Source organism: Streptomyces sp. Edi4 (assembly GCF_040253615.1).
Classification (GTDB): domain Bacteria; phylum Actinomycetota; class Actinomycetes; order Streptomycetales; family Streptomycetaceae; genus Streptomyces.
The window spans coordinates 5,643,751-5,661,267 of the sequence record NZ_JBEJGY010000004.1 but is presented as its reverse complement, the minus strand read 5'-3'; the positions used below and the strand labels follow the sequence as shown (position 1 = coordinate 5,661,267).

General features: G+C 70.8%; 17 protein-coding genes. 9 read left to right on the top strand and 8 right to left on the bottom strand.

Translation table 11 applies throughout. From position 1 onward, the window contains the following. The first annotated feature begins 125 nt into the window (after positions 1 to 125). Together ABR738_RS27865 and ABR738_RS27860 are read left to right on the top strand one after the other, a co-directional pair. Complete coding sequence (locus ABR738_RS27865) at positions 126 to 1,316, top strand: ABC transporter ATP-binding protein (RefSeq protein ID WP_350232696.1); 1,191 nt, start codon at positions 126 to 128, stop codon at positions 1,314 to 1,316. Continuing rightward, entirely contained in the window at positions 1,313 to 2,164 is an 852-nt protein-coding gene (locus ABR738_RS27860) for an ABC transporter permease (RefSeq protein ID WP_350232695.1), read from the top strand. The genes ABR738_RS27865 and ABR738_RS27860 overlap by 4 nt, the downstream gene beginning before the upstream one ends. 32 nt (positions 2,165 to 2,196) lie before the next feature. On the opposite strand, the gene ABR738_RS27855 is transcribed toward ABR738_RS27860, so the two are convergent. Beyond that, the gene (locus ABR738_RS27855; protein ID WP_350232694.1) at positions 2,197 to 2,529 is read right to left on the bottom strand and encodes an Rv1322 family protein; all 333 of its coding nucleotides are present in this window, start codon (positions 2,527 to 2,529) and stop codon (positions 2,197 to 2,199) included. Positions 2,530 to 2,743: 214 nt separating this feature from the next. Between ABR738_RS27855 and ABR738_RS27850 the strand changes: the two genes are divergently transcribed. After that, entirely contained in the window at positions 2,744 to 3,781 is a 1,038-nt protein-coding gene (locus ABR738_RS27850; protein ID WP_350232693.1) for an LLM class flavin-dependent oxidoreductase, read from the top strand. 89 nt (positions 3,782 to 3,870) lie between these two features. Here the strand turns inward: ABR738_RS27850 and ABR738_RS27845 are convergent, their stop codons facing one another. Then, positions 3,871 to 4,263 (bottom strand): SCO5389 family protein, encoded by a 393-nt coding sequence (locus ABR738_RS27845; RefSeq protein WP_100577461.1) that lies wholly within the window; start codon positions 4,261 to 4,263, stop codon positions 3,871 to 3,873. Positions 4,264 to 4,491: 228 nt separating this feature from the next. Between ABR738_RS27845 and nucS the strand changes: the two genes are divergently transcribed. Beyond that, positions 4,492 to 5,163 (top strand): endonuclease NucS, encoded by a 672-nt coding sequence (gene nucS / locus ABR738_RS27840; protein ID WP_350232692.1) that lies wholly within the window; start codon positions 4,492 to 4,494, stop codon positions 5,161 to 5,163. A 127-nt stretch (positions 5,164 to 5,290) separates the two neighbouring features. Here nucS and ABR738_RS27835 read toward each other — a convergent pair whose 3' ends face one another. From ABR738_RS27835 to ABR738_RS27820, 4 genes are all read right to left on the bottom strand, one after another. Beyond that, positions 5,291 to 7,807: an amino acid adenylation domain-containing protein gene (locus ABR738_RS27835; RefSeq protein ID WP_350232691.1), complete on the bottom strand. Its 2,517-nt coding sequence runs from the start codon at positions 7,805 to 7,807 to the stop codon at positions 5,291 to 5,293. Between the two features lie 337 nt (positions 7,808 to 8,144). After that, positions 8,145 to 8,468 (bottom strand): STAS domain-containing protein, encoded by a 324-nt coding sequence (locus tag ABR738_RS27830; protein WP_100577458.1) that lies wholly within the window; start codon positions 8,466 to 8,468, stop codon positions 8,145 to 8,147. 138 nt (positions 8,469 to 8,606) lie between these two features. Next, complete coding sequence (locus ABR738_RS27825; protein ID WP_350232690.1) at positions 8,607 to 9,455, bottom strand: 3-hydroxyacyl-CoA dehydrogenase family protein; 849 nt, start codon at positions 9,453 to 9,455, stop codon at positions 8,607 to 8,609. 191 nt (positions 9,456 to 9,646) lie between these two features. Beyond that, positions 9,647 to 10,288, bottom strand: coding sequence for a TetR/AcrR family transcriptional regulator (locus tag ABR738_RS27820; RefSeq protein ID WP_350232689.1), 642 nt, complete (start codon positions 10,286 to 10,288; stop codon positions 9,647 to 9,649). Between the two features lie 82 nt (positions 10,289 to 10,370). Here ABR738_RS27820 and ABR738_RS27815 point away from each other — a divergent pair, with 82 nt between their 5' ends. The 4 genes from ABR738_RS27815 (at position 10,371) to ABR738_RS27800 (ending at position 13,671) form a co-directional block, all read left to right on the top strand. Further along, positions 10,371 to 11,153, top strand: a complete 783-nt coding sequence (locus ABR738_RS27815) for an ABC transporter ATP-binding protein (RefSeq protein WP_350232688.1) — start codon at positions 10,371 to 10,373, stop codon at positions 11,151 to 11,153. A gap of 9 nt (positions 11,154 to 11,162) precedes the next feature. Then, positions 11,163 to 11,924: an ABC transporter permease gene (locus ABR738_RS27810; protein ID WP_350232687.1), complete on the top strand. Its 762-nt coding sequence runs from the start codon at positions 11,163 to 11,165 to the stop codon at positions 11,922 to 11,924. Positions 11,925 to 11,937: 13 nt separating this feature from the next. Continuing rightward, on the top strand, positions 11,938 to 12,510 hold the full coding sequence (locus ABR738_RS27805) for a cob(I)yrinic acid a,c-diamide adenosyltransferase (protein ID WP_350232686.1): 573 nt from the start codon (positions 11,938 to 11,940) through the stop codon (positions 12,508 to 12,510). Between the two features lie 870 nt (positions 12,511 to 13,380). After that, positions 13,381 to 13,671 (top strand): hypothetical protein, encoded by a 291-nt coding sequence (locus ABR738_RS27800; RefSeq protein WP_350232685.1) that lies wholly within the window; start codon positions 13,381 to 13,383, stop codon positions 13,669 to 13,671. Positions 13,672 to 14,063: 392 nt separating this feature from the next. Here the strand turns inward: ABR738_RS27800 and ABR738_RS27795 are convergent, their stop codons facing one another. Together ABR738_RS27795 and ABR738_RS27790 are read right to left on the bottom strand one after the other, a co-directional pair. After that, positions 14,064 to 14,933 (bottom strand): recombinase family protein, encoded by an 870-nt coding sequence (locus ABR738_RS27795; RefSeq protein ID WP_350232684.1) that lies wholly within the window; start codon positions 14,931 to 14,933, stop codon positions 14,064 to 14,066. 161 nt (positions 14,934 to 15,094) lie between these two features. After that, a complete protein-coding gene (locus ABR738_RS27790) occupies positions 15,095 to 15,742 on the bottom strand; it encodes a TetR/AcrR family transcriptional regulator (protein WP_350232683.1) in 648 nt (215 codons plus the stop codon). A gap of 153 nt (positions 15,743 to 15,895) precedes the next feature. On the opposite strand from ABR738_RS27790, the gene abc-f reads away from it, so the two are divergent. Beyond that, positions 15,896 to 17,515 (top strand): ribosomal protection-like ABC-F family protein, encoded by a 1,620-nt coding sequence (abc-f, locus tag ABR738_RS27785; RefSeq protein WP_350232682.1) that lies wholly within the window; start codon positions 15,896 to 15,898, stop codon positions 17,513 to 17,515. The last annotated feature ends 2 nt before the right edge of the window (positions 17,516 to 17,517 follow it).

Here is a 17,517-nt window from a genome sequence, read left to right as displayed (position 1 = left end):
TGGGGTCGGCGATCACGACTGAGCCGGAACCGTCAAGGCCTGGATAAGCTCCTCACTCATACGGGGGCATGCCGGCCGTGCGCCGGACACCGCCCCGACGACCACACCGTCGATGGGGCTGGAGAATGATCGAGGCAATCGGCCTGACGAAGCGCTACGGCGCCAAGACAGCCGTGCACAACCTTTCCTTCGAGGTGCGGCCGGGCGCGGTCACCGGCTTCCTCGGGCCCAACGGCTCCGGGAAGTCCACGACCATGCGCATGATCCTCGGCCTCGACCAGCCGAGCGCAGGACACGTCACCATCGGGGGCCACCCCTTCAACCGCCTGCCCAACGCCCCGCGCCAGGTCGGCGCCCTGCTCGACGCCAAGACGGTGCACGGCGGCCGCAGCGCCCGCAACCACCTCCTCTCGCTCGCCCAGCTCTCCGGGATCCCGGCCCGCAGGGTCGACGAAGTGCTCGGCGTGGTCGGGCTCCAGGACGTCGCCAACCGGCGCTCGAAGGGCTTCTCGCTCGGCATGGGCCAGCGCCTGGGCATCGCCGCCGCCCTGCTCGGCGACCCGGCCGTGCTGCTCTTCGACGAGCCGGTCAACGGCCTCGACCCCGAGGGCATCCTGTGGGTGCGCAACCTGATGAAGCGGCTCGCCGCCGAGGGCCGCACCGTGTTCGTCTCCTCGCACCTCATGAGCGAGATGGCCCTGACCGCCGACCACCTCATCGTGATCGGCCGGGGCCGGCTCCTGGCGGACCTGAGCGTCACCGAGTTCATCTCGCGCAACTCCGCGGACTTCGCGCGCGTCCGCACCCCCGCCACGGAACCCGCCCAGCGCGAGAAGCTGACGGCCGCGCTGACCGAGGCCGGCGGCCAGGTGCTCCCCGAGCCGGACGGCGCGCTGCGGGTGGCCGGGCTCGCGCTGCCCCGCATCAGCGAGGTGGCCCACGAGGCGGACGTACGCCTGTGGGAGCTCTCGCCGCACCAGGCCTCCCTGGAGGAGGCGTACATGCGGCTGACGCAGAGCGCGGTCGACTACCGCTCCACCACGGACGAGAAGGCGGGCCTGCGGACCGAGTCGCCGCCCGGGTACGCGCCGCCGCCGGTGATCCCCGAGGTGCCGACGCGGGGCTGGTACGCCCCGCCGCCGCCCGGCCCGAGCCCGTACGCGGACCCGTCGGGCACCCAGCGGCCGGCGACCGGGGCGCCCGAGCCGCAGCCGCCGCTCCCGGGGGCCGCAGGGCTCCCGATCGCTCCCCCGGTCCCCCAGGAGCCCGCCGGCCCCGCCGACGCCGCACCGACCACGCCCGAGGACACCCGATGACCACCCCTCACCAGCAGCAGCCGCCCCTCCCGCAGGGGCCGGGCGGACCGCTCGGCACGTACACCTCCCCGATCGCCGTGCGGCCCGCCACCTTCCGCGACGCGCTCGCCTCCGAGTGGACCAAGATCCGGTCGGTGCGCTCCACCCTGTGGACGCTCGGCATCCTCCTCGTGCTCCTGCTGGGTCTCGGCCTGCTCATCGGCTTGGTCGTCAGGTCCACGAGCCACGACACCGAGGACACCTCGGTCCTGGTGCTCGGCGCCTACGGTGTGCTGCTCGGCTCGCTCTGTGTGATGACGCTCGGCGTGCTGACGATCACCTCGGAGTACGGCACAGGGATGATCCGTACGACGTTCACGGCCTGCCCGAGCCGGGGGCGGATCCTGGCCGCGAAGTCGGTGGTGTTCTTCCTGATCGCGTTCGCCATCGTGACGGCGGGCGCCACGATCGTGGCCGTCTGCCAGAACGCGATGGTGCCGTACGGATCGACGCCATCCGGCGGGGAGTGGCTGCGCGCCACCGTCGGCATCGGGCTCTACGTCGCGATGCTCGGCCTGCTCTCGCTCGCGGTGGGAACGGTGATCCGGCACTCGGCGGGGTCGATCACGATCATGATCGGGGTGGTGCTGCTCCCCATGGTCCTGGCGCTGTTCATGTACACCGATTCACTGACCCATGTGCGGAACTTCCTGATGGCCTACTCGATCCCCAGCCAGATGATCTCCTTCTACGGTGGCTACGTCACGAGTTCGGGGCCGAGCGGCTGGGGCTCCCTGGGGATCATCACCGGGATCACCGCCGTCGCGCTCGGCGGGGCCTACCTCTCGCTCAAGACCCGGGACGTATAGGCGCGTTCGGCGCCCGCCGCCCCGGCCGGCTCTCAGTACCGGGGCGCGTTCCTGGACCGCTGCACCCGCGTGGTGCGGCGGTCCTTCGCGTTCCAGCAGGCCTTGTGCCAGTGCCTGCGCTCGTCCACGCCCCCGTACTCGGGCCAGGCGACCAGGTGCGGCGCGCCCGAGGGGATCTCCTGGTCGCAGCCCGGGCAGCGGTAGCGCTTGCCGGCGGCGCTGGCGCCCGCCACGTGCCGCACCGACCACTCCTCGCCCTGCCAGAACTCGGTGCCCTGGAGGCCGAAGCGGTCACCGGCGACCGCCCGGCTCTCGGACTCGGACGGCTTGTCGCCGCCCTTGGGGCGGTTGCGGCGCGGGGACACGTGGACACCTCATGGGGCGGGCGGACGTTTCTCTCCAGCCTAGGCCCACGCGGTGCGGGTACCCGTCCGGGGAGGACCTGCGACGGTCACCCTTTCGAGGGGCTTTTAGCGGACAATCGCAAGAAGTTGGCGCCTGGCCGTGCCCTTGGCACTTGTCAGACGTTCTTGCCGGTAAGAGGGGGAAGCCGCGTCGGCCGCAAGGAGGCAGAAGGCGATGCGTGTGGGCACTTTTGTACTGGCAGCCCAGTTCCCGGGCCAAGGGCAGGGAGAAACGCTCCACCGGGCGGTCCGGTCCGTCGAAGTGGCCGAGGAGGCCGGGCTCGACGCGGTGTGGCTGGCCGAGCACCACTTCGTACCGTACGGCGTGTGCCCGTCCGCCGTGACGCTGGCGGCGTTATTGCTCGGGCGCACCCGGCGGATCAGGATCGGCACCGCGGTCTGCGTGCTGCCGACGTCCCACCCGGTGACGCTCGGCGAGCAGGCCGCGCTGTTGCACCTCACCTCCGGCGGACGGTTCTCGCTCGGCGTGGGGCGGGGCGGGCCCTGGGTCGATCTGGAGGTGTTCGGCTCCGGACTCCCGGCGTACGAGCAGGGGTTTCCCGAATCGCTCGATCTGCTCCTGCGCTGGTTGCGCGAGCCCCGCGTCGGCGCCCAGGGGGAACGATTCGCCTTCCGGGAGGTCGCGGTGGTGCCGCGACCGGCCGAGATTTTGGACGGCGGGCCGGACGACGCCTGCCCCGAGGTGATCGTGGCCTGCACCTCCCCCACGAGCGTGCGGCTGGCCGCCCGGCGCGGGCTCCCGATGCTGCTCGGGATGCACTGCGGCGACGAGGAGAAGGCGGAGATGGTCGCGCTGTGGCGCGGGGAAGCGCTCGCGGCCGGTCACGCGCCGGAGCGGGTCGCGGCGGCGGGCCATGTGTCGGCGGGCGTCGCGCAGATCGGCGACCGGGGCGCCGGGGCCGCCGAGACGGTTCTCAAGTCGATGCCGGGATGGCTGAAGCAGGGGCTTGACGCCCATGTGACGGTGGACGGCCGCCGGCGCGCGATGCGCGACCCGGTCGCGTACACCGAATTCCTCTGCGGCATCCATCCGGTGGGCACCCCCCGGCTGGCCGCCGACCGGCTGGCCGCCACATCGGAACGCACGGGCATCACCCGCTTCGCCCTCCTCGTCGAGGGCTCGGGCGACCTGGCCGCCACGGAGGAGAACGTCCGCAGGCTCGGCTCGGAGGTACTGCCGCTGCTCGCCTAGGCACACTAGGGGTGAGCGGCGCCGGCTCTCAACCGGCCCCCGCCCCGCGTCAGTTGTGCCTCCCGCGACGCGGAGCGGCGGCGAGCCCGTCAGCAGTCCCGAAGCTCCGGGGACTGGTTGAGCAGCTGACCCCTGATGGAGGTGAAGCGGGCAAGCCGCTCATCGGACGAGGGGTCCAGAGGGAACACCGCGACACGGTGGCAGTTCTGGAACGCCAGACGGACACCGAAGTGCCGCTGGAGCGCACCGCGAATGGCGTCACTCGCAAGAGCGCGCAGCAGCTGGCCGCGCGCCTGCTCGTCCGGCGGTGGCGTCTGGTTGTCGGCGAACGCTCCGCCGTCGACCTTCAGCTGGGCCACCAGAGAGCTGATCATCTCCCACGCGTAGGGCAGGGAGGTCCGGACGCAGTCGACGAAGGCGGCTTCGTCGACCTCGCCTCGCTCGGCCTGTTCGAGTAGGGCCGGTGAGACGTCGAGCGACATGGTTTCTCCTCTCGCGACCCCGGGGAGCGGGGCCTTACGGGCAGGGAAAGGGAGCATGACGGCCGTCTCTTTCGACAACGCAGCGTGCGCGGCCGACAACCTCCCGCGTCCACGGTAGGCGCGATACGGGGCCGGTGGCAGGTACTTGGCACATAACCGGCCAATAACGAACAGTGCACTCCTGGGCGAATCGCGTTCGACGGGGGGAGTCGAGTAGCGTTGCGCCCCATGCGTCTCGTCATCGCCCGCTGCTCCGTCGACTACGCGGGCCGGCTCACCGCCCACCTCCCCTCCGCCCCCCGTCTCATCCTGGTGAAGGCGGACGGCAGCGTGTCCATCCACGCTGACGACCGGGCCTACAAGCCTCTCAACTGGATGTCTCCGCCCTGCACCCTCAAAGAGGGGACCGGGGACGACGAAGGCGTCTGGACGGTCGTCAACAAGGCGGGCGAGAAGCTCATCATCACGATGGAGGAGATCCTTCACGACTCCGCCCACGAACTGGGCGTCGACCCGGGCCTGATCAAGGACGGCGTGGAAGCACACCTCCAGGAACTGCTCGCCGACCGCATCGACACCCTCGGCGAGGGCTACACCCTGATCCGCCGCGAGTATCCGACGGCCATCGGCCCGGTGGACATCCTGTGCCGGGACGGCGACGGCAGGACGGTGGCGATCGAGATCAAGCGGCGCGGCGAGATCGACGGCGTCGAGCAGCTGACCCGGTATCTGGAACTGCTCAACCGGGACCCGCACCTCGCTCCCGTCCAGGGCGTCTTCGCGGCCCAGGAGATCAAGCCGCAGGCCCGCGTGCTCGCCACCGACCGCGGCATCGGCTGTGTGGTGCTGGACTACAACGCCCTGCGCGGCATCGAGGACGACAAGCTCCGCCTGTTCTGAGCCCTGTCCGGCCCCTGTCCGGCCCCGGTCCGGAGCACGGCAGAAGGGGCCCGCGGAGTGCCGCGGGCCCCTTCTCGCATGCGTATGGCTTTTCGTGCGCGTACGGCGCCGAGAATCTGTGCGTGGTCTACGTCGACGGCTGCGAGGATCCGGCTGCCGCGGCGGACGTGGGAGAGGTGGAGCCCGGGTTCGCGGGCGGCGGACTGGTGCCTCCGGTGCCCGGCGACGACGGGGTGGAGGGGGTCGGGGGAGAGTCCGTCGGCGTCACGGACTTGGTCGCCGTCGGATCCGGAGACGCCGAGTGCGGGGGCGTATTCGTACCGGACTTGCCCGGGGTCGGTGACTTCTTCGAACCCGGGGACGACGCCCCGGGCGACGGGCGGCCCGTGGCGCCCGGGCCGCTCGGGGTGACGCTGGTGTCCGGGGCGGGCTGGCCCGAGGTGCCGGGCCTTGGGGTGGCGCCCGGCTTCCTCGGGCTCGCCGTGCCGCGTCCCTTGGGGGCGCCGGGCTTCGTGCCGGCGCTCGGGCTGTCGGGGCTCGTGTCCGCGTCGCCGCCGCCGTCGCCCTCGTTCGCGGACTGCTGCTGTTTGACGTCGTCGCCCTGGCCGTCGCCGCCACTGTTGGAGGTCGCGCCGAGGGTGACCACCGTGCCGAGCACCGCGACGAGCAGCGCGCCCGCGCCGGCCGCGACGAGGTTGCGCCGGGCGCCGCCGAACAGGGCGCGGCGCGCCTTGGGCATGGCGGCGCCGACCGGGGTGTCCCTGCGGGTGGTCAACGGGCCCGCTTGGCTGGGGAGTTGGGCGGTCACCACCGCCGACGACGGGTCCGTGTGCGGCGTCCGGGGCTCCTGTGGAGGTACCGGCGGCGGCTCCTGCCCGAAGAGGGCGCGCCCGCCCGGCAGCGGCCCGCCGGATCGGTCCTCGACCAGGGCGAGGGCCCGGCGGCCCGCGACCGTGCCGCGCTTGTCGGAGAGCGCGCCGCGCAGGCCGATGGAGGCCTCCAGCTCGGCGCGGGCCCGGTCGAGCCCGCCGTTGCAGAGCGCGAGGACGCCCAACTCGTGGTGGAAGTACGCCTCTTCGGCGACCTCGCCGGTCAGGCGGGCCGCCTCGGAGCCGACCCTGAGGGCCCGTTCCCACGCACCCCAGTGCAGTCCCGCGGCGAAAACGGGCGCGGCGGTGCGGGCCAGTTCGACCGCGGCGGCGGGGTGGCCCGGCTCGTCGCCCGGCACGAGCGCGCTCATCGCGGCGAGCACCGCGTCCGCCTCCATGGCGGCCCGTTCGGGGGCGACCGAGGGGTGCCCGGTCCACCAGGTGTAGTGCCGGGCGGCGCTCTGGGCGAGCTCACCCGCCTCTGCGGCGTAACCGCTGTTCTCCAGCTGGGTCAGGACGCCCGCCGCGAGCCGGTAGCGGGAGCCGGCCGGGGAGAGGAGTCCGCTGTCGAGGAGTTCGCCGAGGCTGGCGTCCGCGTGGGTGTCGCCGACGAGCGCCGGCAGGTGCGCCTGGTGCGGCACCTCGCCACCGAGCGCGACGGCGAAGCGCAGGGTGGCCCGCGCGGCCTCGCTCAGCCGGGAGGCGAGCAGGGCGGCGGGGGCGGCGCCTTCGCCGAGCGAGGGCAGCGGCACCTCGCGGCCCTCACCCGTGAACACCGACGCCTCGGCGGCCTCGTCCTTGGGGAAGCCGTACGGGTCACGGGAGTTGGGCTCGCCGCGCAGCCGGTCACGCCGGCGCAGCAGGGCGCCGGCCTGGACGAAGCGCAGCGGCAGGCCCTGGGACTCGAACCAGAGGTCGCCGGCCCAGTTGGCCTCCTCGTCGGTGAGCGGCCGGTCGACGGCCTGCTCCAGGAGTTCGAGCGAGGCGTTACGGCCGAGGCCCGCGAGCGGGACCTCCTCGACGCCCGACTCGGTGTGCGGGGCCTGCACATCGGGCGTGGCGGCGAGCAGATAGGCGCACTCCGGGGTGGCAAGGAGCAGTTCTTCGAGAGTGGACCCGCCGAACTCCAGGTCGTCGAGCACCACGACCGCGCCGATGTCACGGACCCGGCCGAGCAGGGTGGCACGGTCGAGCCGGTGCAGGGGGGCGTCGAAGACCGTGGCGTACAGCTCACGCAGCAGCTCGGTGGGGCCGCGCCGGTGGCCCGAGAGGCGTACGACGCCGTCGGGGGCGAGCTCGGCGCAGTCGGCGGCGACGGCGTCCAGCAGGGCGCTGCGGCCGGAGCCGGCGGCCCCGGTGAGCCGTACGGAGCGGCCCCGGCCGAGGAGGCGTACGAGCCTGGCGCGCTCCTGGGCCCGTTCGAGCAGGGCGGGGGTGGGGCTCATGAGCCCCGGCGGCAGGGGCGGCAGCGCGGCCCTTTGGTGCTCGGCCCGGTCGGCGGCGGCGCGGCGGGGCGCGCGCCGGGGTATCGCGCCGGGCGGGCAGTTCTCGATCTCGCTGCCGTCGACCGGGTTGACGGTCAGCAGGAAGTCGCCGGCGACGAGCTGGACGGTGCGGGCCTGGGTGGCAGCGCGCGGGGTGAACTCGGCGGAGGCGGGCTCCTTGTCGCGCGGCGAGCGCTGCGGCCCGGCGCCCGGTTGCGCGTGTGCGCCCGCAACGCCTGCCGTGTCGTCGGCACGGTTGAACTCTTCCGGTCCCCGGCTCGTCGGGTCCATGGTGAAAGCCCCCCAGATGCGTGGTGCGTAAGGAATGCCCCTCCGGCCCTTACGCACTTCGCTCTTCGCTGTCGCTTCTGGTCCGGTGCCCGCCGTGTGGGTTCGTCGATCGGCGGGAAGCCGAACCCTAGACCGTGGGACAGTATCTCCGAACGGCCGGGGTGCCGCCCCGTCCAGGACGTCATGGTCTCGTGAGGATTGCGTGCGGAGTCCGTTTACCGCACCCCTGTCATGACAACACCCGTCTTCGGTAAGGGGGTAGGCCCCCGCGCCCGACGCATCCGGGTCGTACGAGCGCTCGCGCGCCGCGTGCAGCCGCCTTCGCGCTCGCGGCCCGCTACACGCGCGGCAGGGCCTCCGCCACGATGCCGCCCTCGATCGCGAGGATGCGGTGCAGCCGGGTGGCGACCAGGAGGCGCTGCATCTGGGGCGGCACGCCGCGCAGCACGAGGCGCCGGCCGCACCGCCCGGCCCTGCGGTGCGCGCCCATGATCACGCCGAGCCCGGTGGCGTCCCACGAGTCGAGTTCGGTGAGGTCGAGCACGAGATCACCGGCCCCGTCGTCGACCGCCGAGTGCAGGGCCGTACGGGCGTCCGCCGCGCTGCGGACGTCGAGGCGGCCCCCGACGACCAGCTCGACGTGGTCGCCCCTGATGTGCATATGCGCTCCTGACAGATGCTCTGGCTTTTACGACAACCGACTCAACAACTGACTGCCGCACGGGCATGGAAGTTGCCGCCCGTGAGCGAACCGATACCTAATTCACCCCATGGGGTGAGGTCGGGGGTGCCGGGCGGTTCAGTGCTTGTAGAAGCCCTGCCCGCTCTTGCGGCCGATGTCACCGGCGTCCACCATCCGGCGCATCAGCTCCGGCGGGGCGAACTTCTCGTCCTGGGACTCCGTGTAGATGTTGCTGGTGGCGTGCAGCAGGATGTCCACGCCGGTGAGGTCGGCGGTGGCGAGCGGGCCCATGGCGTGGCCGAAGCCCAGCTTGCAGGCGAGGTCGATGTCCTCGGCGCTGGCCACGCCCGACTCGTACAGCTTGGCCGCCTCGACGACGAGCGCCGAGATGAGGCGGGTGGTGACGAAGCCGGCCACGTCGCGGTTGACCACGATGCAGGTCTTGCCGACCGACTCGGCGAACTCCCGGGCGGCGGCGAGCGTTTCGTCGCTCGTCTTGTAGCCACGCACCAGCTCGCACAGCCGCATCATCGGCACCGGCGAGAAGAAGTGGACGCCGACGACCCGCTCGGGGTGCTCGGTGGCGGCCGCGATCTTGGTGATCGGGATGGCGGATGTGTTGGAGGCGAGCACGGTCTCCGGGCGCACGATCTTGTCGAGCGTGCGGAAGATCTCGTGCTTGACCTCAAGCTTCTCGAAGACGGCCTCGACGACGATGTCGGCGTCGGCGGCGGCGTCCAGATCGGTGGTCGTGGTGATGCGGGCGAGCGCGGCCTCGGCGTCCTCGGCGGCCAGCTTGCCCTTGCTCACGAACTTGTCGTACGAGGCCTTGATGCCGTCGGTGCCCCGGGTGAGGGCTTCGTCGGTGACGTCGCGCAGGACGACGTCCCAGCCCGCCTGGGCAGAGACCTGCGCGATACCGGACCCCATGAGTCCGGCTCCGATGACGGCGAGCTTCCTGGCCACGACACTTCCCTCCAACAGGTTTCCACCCAAGCCTTCTTGGCGGAGGCTATCGGCCGAGCGGCCTTCTGGGAGGGCGAAGAGATACGCGTCACGCCCGCCCGTCTTCCGGCCGCCGCCCCTTTACGAGGCTCTTCGAGCCGCCCACGCCTTTTTTCATGACGGACATCACACCGTCCGGCGTGAGGTGGGTCTCAGCGGGCGCCCCGTACGGCGTAGTTGAGCACACCGTCCCCGAGCAGCCCCTCCATCTCGTCGATCAGGACCAGCACCTCGCGGGAGACCTCCCTCGGATCGCGGCCGGCCATCATCTCGCGGCCGATGGCCGCCATCGCCGTCTGGTGGACCCAGCTGATCTGCCCGGCGACCAGCGAGGGCAGCGGCTCATCCGGGCGCGCTTGGACCTCCTGGCGCAAGGTGGTGTCCAGGTTCTCCAGGACTTCCTGGCCCACCGCCCACAACCGGGCCTTGAGCGCGGGCGAGTCGTGGATGACGGCCATGAAGCGGCTGTAGCCCTCCATCAGGCCGACCCGGGGCGACACCGACTCCACCTCGGCGCGCAGCTCGCGCAGGACGGCGGCGGCGGCCGACTCCCCCTCGTCCCGACCGCGCACCCAGCGCGAGAGCCGGTCCACGACGCCGTGGCTCCGGTCGAAGAACAGGTCTTCCTTGGCGGGGAAGTAGTTGTAGACGGTGTTCACCGAGACGTCGGCCACGTCGGCGATCTCGGCGATGGTGACCGCCTCGAAGCCGCGCTCGATGAAGAGCCCGGTGGCCAGGTCCGAGATCCGCTGCCTGGTCTCGCGCTTCTTCCGCTCCCTGAGCCCTTCTGCCATGCCACCAGCGTAGACGAACCACTGCACCCGCTTAAAACTTGGGGGCATTGCAAAATTGGCGTGACTCTGTTTTTCTGGAGTCATGGCAATCATCAGCACGGCCGGGCTCGCCCGGACCTTCCAGGGCAAAGGCGGGCCCGTCGAGGCGGTGCGGGGCATCGACCTGACGGTGCGCGAGGGCGAGATCCTGGGCTTCCTCGGGCCCAACGGCGCGGGCAAGACCACGACCCTGCGCATGCTCACCACGCTGCTCCCGCCGACCGGCGGCGCCGCGACCGTGGCCGGGTACGACCTGGTGCGCGAGCCGTCGGCGGTGCGCGGGGCGTGCGGTTACGTGGCTCAGTCCGGCGGCCTCGACCCCACCGTCTCGGTACGCGAGGAGCTGGTCACCCAGGGCCGCCTCTACCGGCTCACCAAACCCCAAGCCGCCCTGCGCGCGCGGGAGTTGGCGGCGGAGCTCGGCCTCGAAGACCTCCTGGAACGCAAGACGTCCACGCTCTCCGGCGGCCAGCGCCGGCGGCTGGACATCGCGATGGGCCTGACGCACCGGCCCTCGGTGCTCTTCCTCGACGAGCCGACCACCGGGCTCGACCCGGGCAGCCGCGCCGACCTGTGGGACCTGATCCGGCGGATCCGCGCCGAGCACGGCACCACCGTCTTCCTCACCACCCACTACCTGGACGAGGCCGACGCGCTCGCCAACCGCCTGGTGGTCGTCGACCGGGGCGTGGTCGCGGCCGAGGGCACACCGGCCCACCTCAAGACCCGGTACGCGAAAAGCCCGGACGCCTCGCTCCAGGACGCCTTCCTCGCCATCACCGGGCGCAGCCCCACGCCCCAGGAAACCGCCCCCGTAGCCGTCTAGGACTCCCCCATGACCGTCTCACCTTTGCTGCGTGACACCGCGCTGGTCTTCGGCAGGTACGCCCGCCAGACCCTGCGATCCAAGTTCCAGATCTTCTTCGGTGTCCTGATGCCGCTGCTCTACCTGCTCTTCTTCGGCCCGCTTCTGACCGGCATGCCGCTGGGCTCCCGGGGCAGCTCCTGGCAGGTGCTCGTGCCCGGCCTGCTGCTCCAACTGGCCCTGTTCGGCGCCTCGTTCACGGGCTTCGGGGTCATCATCGAGAACAGCTGGGGCGTCGTGGAGCGCCTTCGCGTCACGCCCGTGTCCCGTCTTGCGCTGCTGCTCGGCCGGGTCCTTCGGGACTGCGCGCTCTTCGTCTTCCAGGCGGCCCTGCTCGTCCTGACCGCCCTGGCGATGGGCCTGCGGGCTCCGCTCGCCGGCATCCTCATAGGCTTCGCCTTCGTGGCCTTGCTGGCCCTGGCGCTGGCCTCGCTGTCGTGCGCGCTGGCCATGAAGGTGCCCACGCCCCAGGGGTTCGGCCCGTTGGTCAACGCCATCGCCATGCCCTCGATGCTGCTCTCCGGTCTGATGCTGCCCATGACGCTCGCGCCCGCCTGGCTGAACGTGCTCTCGCATTTCACGCCGCTGCGCTATCTGGTGGACGCGGTGCGCTCGGCCTATCTCGGCGCGTACGCCACGCCGGCCATGCTGTACGGGGCCTTGGTGGCGGCGGGGTTCGCGGGGGCGGCCGTGACGGTGGGCACACGGGTCTTCCGGACGGCCGGAGCGTAACTACGCTGGCGGCATGGTCAATCTGACGCGCATCTACACCCGCACCGGCGACCAGGGCACGACGGCCCTGGGCGACATGAGCCGGACCGCCAAGACCGATCTGCGGATCGCGGCGTACGCCGACGCCAATGAGGCCAACGCCGTCATCGGCACGGCCATCGCGCTCGGGCAGCTGTCCGAGGAGGTCGTGAAGGTGCTCGTCCGGGTCCAGAACGACCTCTTCGACGTCGGGGCGGACCTCGCGACGCCGGTCGTCGAGAACCCCCAGTACCCGCCGCTGCGGGTCGAGCAGTCGTATGTGGACAAGCTGGAGGCGGACTGCGACCGCTTCCTGGAGGACCTGGAGAAGCTGCGGAGCTTCATCCTGCCCGGCGGCACGCCCGGGGCGGCGCTGCTGCACCAGGCGTGCACGGTGGTGCGGCGGGCGGAGCGCTCGACGTGGGCGGCGTTCGAGGTCCACGGCGAGGTGATGAACCCCCTCACCGCCACCTACCTGAACCGCCTCTCCGACCTCCTGTTCATCCTGGCCCGCGTGGCCAACGTGGGGGTGGGGGATGTGTTGTGGGTGCCGGGGGGTGAGCGGTGACACTTTTTTTGGGGTGAGTGCGACCGGGTTGAGGGTGCGGGGGGGGCTCCCCGGCCCTCTGTCGGGATGGCATCCGGGCCGCACGAATTGCGGGCCCCGCACCCCCGTTCGCGCAGTTCCCCGCGCCCATGCCTGCTCGGCGCCGGCCCGGACCCGCAACCCCAGCCCGTCCGGCTGAGCGCGCAGTCCCCCGCGCCCCTGGCGGGGTCCGTGCTGGCCCATGTGCATATACCCAGCCCGTCATGGGGTCCCCCCTGGCCCTTAAGGTCTTGGGGGAGTTTGAGGACGAGGCCCTTCAGGCCGAACGGGGTCCGGGGCGGAGCCCCAGGGGCCTCGGCTGCGGACCGTGGTCGCTCCTCGCGCAGTTCCCCGCACCCCTGACTACTTGGCGCTGGCCGCATGGGCATACCTAGTGCTGTGACCGGGAAGGTTCGCCTGGGTTGCTCCTTGCACTGGCTGGTAATGCTTTCCCGGCCTACTGGGAAGGCGGGATGGCAAAACCGGTCGGGGTTCGCGGGCTGACGGAGCACGAGGGCCAGAAACTCCAGCACAGCGTCTGGTAGGGAAGTACCAGCTCGTGTGGTTCCGGCGGGCAATGATGAGAACGCCCGCCATCCCGCCCTACCCGCAGCCTGACGACGCGAACGCGTCCGCATCCGCGGCGTCGCCGTGCAGGAGCGGAAAAGCCCGTGCTTCCCGGGACAACCGGGTGGTGACTGAGGGGAGGCCGGCTCTTCTTCCGCATGGTTGAAGGTGGGGTGGAAATTGTCGGAAAAGCCGACAAGGGTAACGAGCCCAAGGTAATCGCTCGATTGGAGAAGATTTTTGCGAAGTGACACCACGAGGGAGATCGGAACTCTCGGGCTGAAGGTGGAATTCTCGATTTCAGAGGATGAGGATCCAGGATCTATTGCTGACGTCGACGCCATCATCACGGCGAAAGATGGGACACGTTGGAGTGCTACGCTCATGACGGTAGAGCGGATCACCTCATTGATGGATCGTTGGTCCACCACAGGAGAATCCCTCTCGGGGGCTTACTTCCAAGTGCGTGATCTGGTGATTGTGCGAAACGAAGGCATCGATGCCATGGCCCTCGCGCTGGAGGACATCTTCCGGGAGTATGGCCTGGCCACACACGTCCTGCCCCAACTGGACTGAGAGACAGGTTCGGTAGGCGTCAAGTTCCGCGCCTCCTGCGAGGCGCGGAACTACGACGGGCGCCGAGCGCGTTGCGCAGTGGAATGTTGGATGCCGCGATGCGCCGGCCTTGCCATCCACGAGTAGCGCGTCCGGCTCCTGCGCACCCGGCTCGACGGATCAACTGGGCGTGCCTCGACAGCAGACTTCGGCTATTTCGCGGCCGAAGCCGCTTCCTTGGAGGCGGGCCCACCCAGCCTCGACCGCTCGGCTCTCGATGACCTCCGCGGCCAGCCCCTGAACGTCCAGTGTGTAGATGCCGGTTCTGAAACCGGCGGCAGCGCGGGGCATCCGTCAGGCGGTATAGGCCCCGGTGTCCTAGCGCAGACACCAGCCGCAAAGTAGCGGGGTGATCACGTACTCGCCTCCGTAGCGGCCTGCGCGTCATGCTCGCGGAGCATCCGCATGACGGTGGCTGGCGAGGGAGGCTGCCCCTTCTTCGCGCCCGTGGTGATGACGAGTCGCTTGGCGATGTCGCGCAGGCTCATCTCCTGGTCGCGCAGGTGGAGGGCCATGGACAGCATGGAGTCGTCGGTGACGCCAGCGCCGCCGATGGTCTTGCCGCGCTTACGGGCGGACTCGTGGCCTTCGAGGGTGCGGTCGCGGATGTACTCACGCTCCATCCCGGACATGGCCGCGAGCACCGCGAAGACGATGCCGGAGGGGTCGTGCGAGCCTTTCAGCTCGCCGGTGAGGAACTCCAGGCCGACGTCGCTCGCCTTCAGCTCCTCGGCGAGCATGGCGAGTTCGATGCCGCGGCCGAGCCGTTTGTGTTCGTGGACGACGAGGGTGACGGCGACGCCGGAGGAGCGGATCTCCCCGGCGAGCTTCACGGCGGCCTCCAGCTCGGGGCGCTTGGTGGCGCGGGTGGAGATCTTCTCCGAGAAGACCCGGGTGACCCCGGCCTCGCCGAGCGAGTCGAGTTGTGCGTCGAGGGACTGCCGGGCGGTCGAGGCGCGGGCGTAGCCGAGGCGGACGTGTCCGACCGGTTCGGCGCTGGCGTGCACGGGCCTGGGTAGTTCGGTCCACGCCGAGCCCGGCTTGCGTACGGCGGGAGTCGGCACGCTCAGGGCCTTGGCGAGTTGGGGCACGAGGCGGAAGCGGGCTGTGTGGTACTGGATGGCCACCTTGCCTTTGCCGGTCCGGCACGGGGAGCCCGAGGGGGCGGCGCAGGTGGACATCGGGCAGTCGTGCGCTTCCACGCGCTTGAAGTCGTCGCTCACGACCCCGGACTGTTTCATGAGGATGTTTCAGGTGTCCAGTTTTTTGCAACAACTCATGAAACATGATCGCCGCAGGTGGCCGACGTCCCGGCTGGGTGTTTCATGAGCGACCACCTATGAAACGAACTGCTGCAAGCAGTGCGGAGCTGGCGAAGTCTTGCTCAGACACTGCATGCTGATGGGGGCTCGGCGAAGGCGCCGGCGGCTGCGGCGAGGGCGGCGGTTCTGGCTGCATGGCCGGGCAGTTGCGGATCGGGTGTCGTGCGGAGGAGCACCAGTTGGTGGTACAGCGGTGCGGTGGCCGCGATGAGCAGCTGCCGGGCGTCAGTGTGCGGTGGTAGTTCGCCGTGCCGGACAGCCCGGCTGACGATGATTTCGCAGCGGGCGTACCGGTCCTCCCAGAGCCGCTGTTGGGCCTCGGCGGCTTTCTCGGAGCGGAACGAGGCGGCGATCAGTGCTGCCATGATCGGTGGCTGTGCAATCAGGGCTGTGTGGATCTCCTGGTTCAGTGCTGCCAGGTCGCTTTCCAGTGAGCCGGTGTCCGGTGGCTGCCAGTCGTCATCGGACGCCGCGTCGAGAACGTCGGCGAGCAGGCCGCCGACGTCCCCCCAGCGCCGGTACACCGTTGTGCGGTGTACGCCGGCGCGGGCGGCGACGGCGTCGGTGGTGAGCCCGTCATAACCGTGTTCGCCGAGTTCGGCGACGACTGCGTCGAGCACCTGCTGACGAATACGGGCGGTGCGACCCCCGGGCCGGCGGCGGGTCGGCGGCGGAGGGGTGCCTTCCGGTCCTGGGTCTGCGGGAGTCATCGCTGAATACCTTTGCTCGGGCGTCGTCGCTATGGCAAGATCTTAAAGCAGCAGTTGTCGCACTAGTGGAGTGATTGATGCTCTTCCGAAGCGTTCGCCCGGCCGCGCAACCCTCGACGGCCGCCTCGTTCCCGAATGCTTTGGAGTCTCTGCATGCCCACACAGATCACTGCGCTCGCCGTCAGCAAGTCCTTCAACGGCAGGCCCGTTCTTGACTCGGTGACCTGCTCGCTCGCCGCGGGCGAGCGCACCGGGATCATCGGCGAGAACGGATCGGGCAAGACCACCTTGCTGCGCCTGCTCGCCGGGCGTGAACGGCCCGACCAGGGCGAGGTGGTCGTCCAGGCCACCGGCGGGGTCGGCTACTTCGCCCAGGACGAGCAACTGGCGGCGCAGGCGACGGTCCAGCAGGTCATCGACCGGGGGCTGAGCGATCTGCGTGCGGTCGAGCAGCGAATGCGCCGTCTGGAGACCGCGATGGCCGACGGTGACGAGTCCGGCATGGCCGAATACGGCGAACTGCTCACGGTCTTCGAGGTGCGCGGCGGCTACGACGCCGACGCCCGCGTGGAACGTGCCCTGTACGGGCTGGGCCTGGGGCTCGTGGGCCGTGACCGTACGGTGGGCAGCTTGTCCGGCGGGGAACGGGTCAGGTTACGACTGGCGGCCTGCCTGGCGGCGGCGCCGGAAGTGCTGCTGCTGGACGAGCCGACCAACCATCTCGACGACAGTGCCCTGAGCTGGCTGGAAGAGCACCTGCGCGCACGGCGGGGCACCACCGTGACGGTCTCCCACGACCGGGTCTTCCTCGAACGGGTCGCGACCAGCCTGTTGGAGGTGGACAGCGACACGCGTCGCGTGGTGCGGTACGGCAACGGCTACACCGGTTACCTCGCCGAGAAGGCGGCTGCCCGGCAGCGCTGGGCCCAGACGTACGACCAGTGGCGCGCCGACATCGACCGGCTCCGCGAGGCAGCCGCGACCACCGCCCGCCAGGTGGCCCCAGGCCGTCCGATGAAGGACGGCAACAAGCTGGCCTATGACCGCGCGGGCGGCCGCGTGCAGCAATCGCTGGCCAGCCGGGTGCGCAACGCCGAGGAACGACTGCGCCGCCTCCTTGCCGACCCGGTACCGCCCCCGCCGGAGCCACTGCGCTTCACCCCCGTACTACGGACCCGCCGCCTACAGGGCGTCGTACTCGACGCCGCCGACATCGCCGTCACGGACCGGCTTGCCCGCACCTGCCTGTCCGTCACGGCGGGCCAGCGCCTGCTGATCACAGGAGCGAACGGAGCGGGCAAGAGCACCCTGCTGCGCGTACTGGCCGGGGACATCACTCCCGACAGCGGAAGCCTCACCCGCCGCGGCAGGATCGGCTACCTCCCCCAAGAACCGCGCCCCGGCAAGCCGGCCGAGACCGTGCTGGCCGCCTTCGCCCGTGGCCGGACAGGAGAGGCCGCCGGACACGCCGAACAACTACTGTCCCTCGGCCTGTTCGACCGCGACCAGCTCGCGGTGCCGGTCGGCCGGCTGTCCACCGGGCAGCTGCAGCGTCTGGCCCTGGCGCGCTTGCTCAGTGCGCCTTCGGACGTCCTGTTGCTCGACGAACCAACCAACCATCTCTCGCCCGCCCTCACCGAGGAGCTGGAAACCGCTCTGAGCGGGTACAACGGCACGCTCGTCATCGTCAGCCATGACCGCTGGCTGCGTCGGCACTGGCAGGGCGTCCATCTGGCCTTACAGGCGACAGATACGTCCGCCGCCACGTGCTGAGG

Coding starts and splice junctions, on each gene's coding strand:
- ABR738_RS27790 (WP_350232683.1), bottom strand. CDS start 15,742: ATGACTCCCGCAGACCCAGGACCGGAAGGCACCCCTCCGCCGCCGACC.
- ABR738_RS27830 (WP_100577458.1), bottom strand. CDS start 8,468: ATGCACATCAGGGGCGACCACGTCGAGCTGGTCGTCGGGGGCCGCCTC.
- nucS (WP_350232692.1), top strand. CDS start 4,492: ATGCGTCTCGTCATCGCCCGCTGCTCCGTCGACTACGCGGGCCGGCTC.
- ABR738_RS27860 (WP_350232695.1), top strand. CDS start 1,313: ATGACCACCCCTCACCAGCAGCAGCCGCCCCTCCCGCAGGGGCCGGGC.
- ABR738_RS27820 (WP_350232689.1), bottom strand. CDS start 10,288: ATGGCAGAAGGGCTCAGGGAGCGGAAGAAGCGCGAGACCAGGCAGCGG.
- ABR738_RS27835 (WP_350232691.1), bottom strand. CDS start 7,807: ATGGACCCGACGAGCCGGGGACCGGAAGAGTTCAACCGTGCCGACGAC.
- ABR738_RS27815 (WP_350232688.1), top strand. CDS start 10,371: ATGGCAATCATCAGCACGGCCGGGCTCGCCCGGACCTTCCAGGGCAAA.
- ABR738_RS27865 (WP_350232696.1), top strand. CDS start 126: ATGATCGAGGCAATCGGCCTGACGAAGCGCTACGGCGCCAAGACAGCC.
- ABR738_RS27850 (WP_350232693.1), top strand. CDS start 2,744: ATGCGTGTGGGCACTTTTGTACTGGCAGCCCAGTTCCCGGGCCAAGGG.
- ABR738_RS27845 (WP_100577461.1), bottom strand. CDS start 4,263: ATGTCGCTCGACGTCTCACCGGCCCTACTCGAACAGGCCGAGCGAGGC.
- ABR738_RS27805 (WP_350232686.1), top strand. CDS start 11,938: ATGGTCAATCTGACGCGCATCTACACCCGCACCGGCGACCAGGGCACG.
- abc-f (WP_350232682.1), top strand. CDS start 15,896: ATGCCCACACAGATCACTGCGCTCGCCGTCAGCAAGTCCTTCAACGGC.
- ABR738_RS27810 (WP_350232687.1), top strand. CDS start 11,163: ATGACCGTCTCACCTTTGCTGCGTGACACCGCGCTGGTCTTCGGCAGG.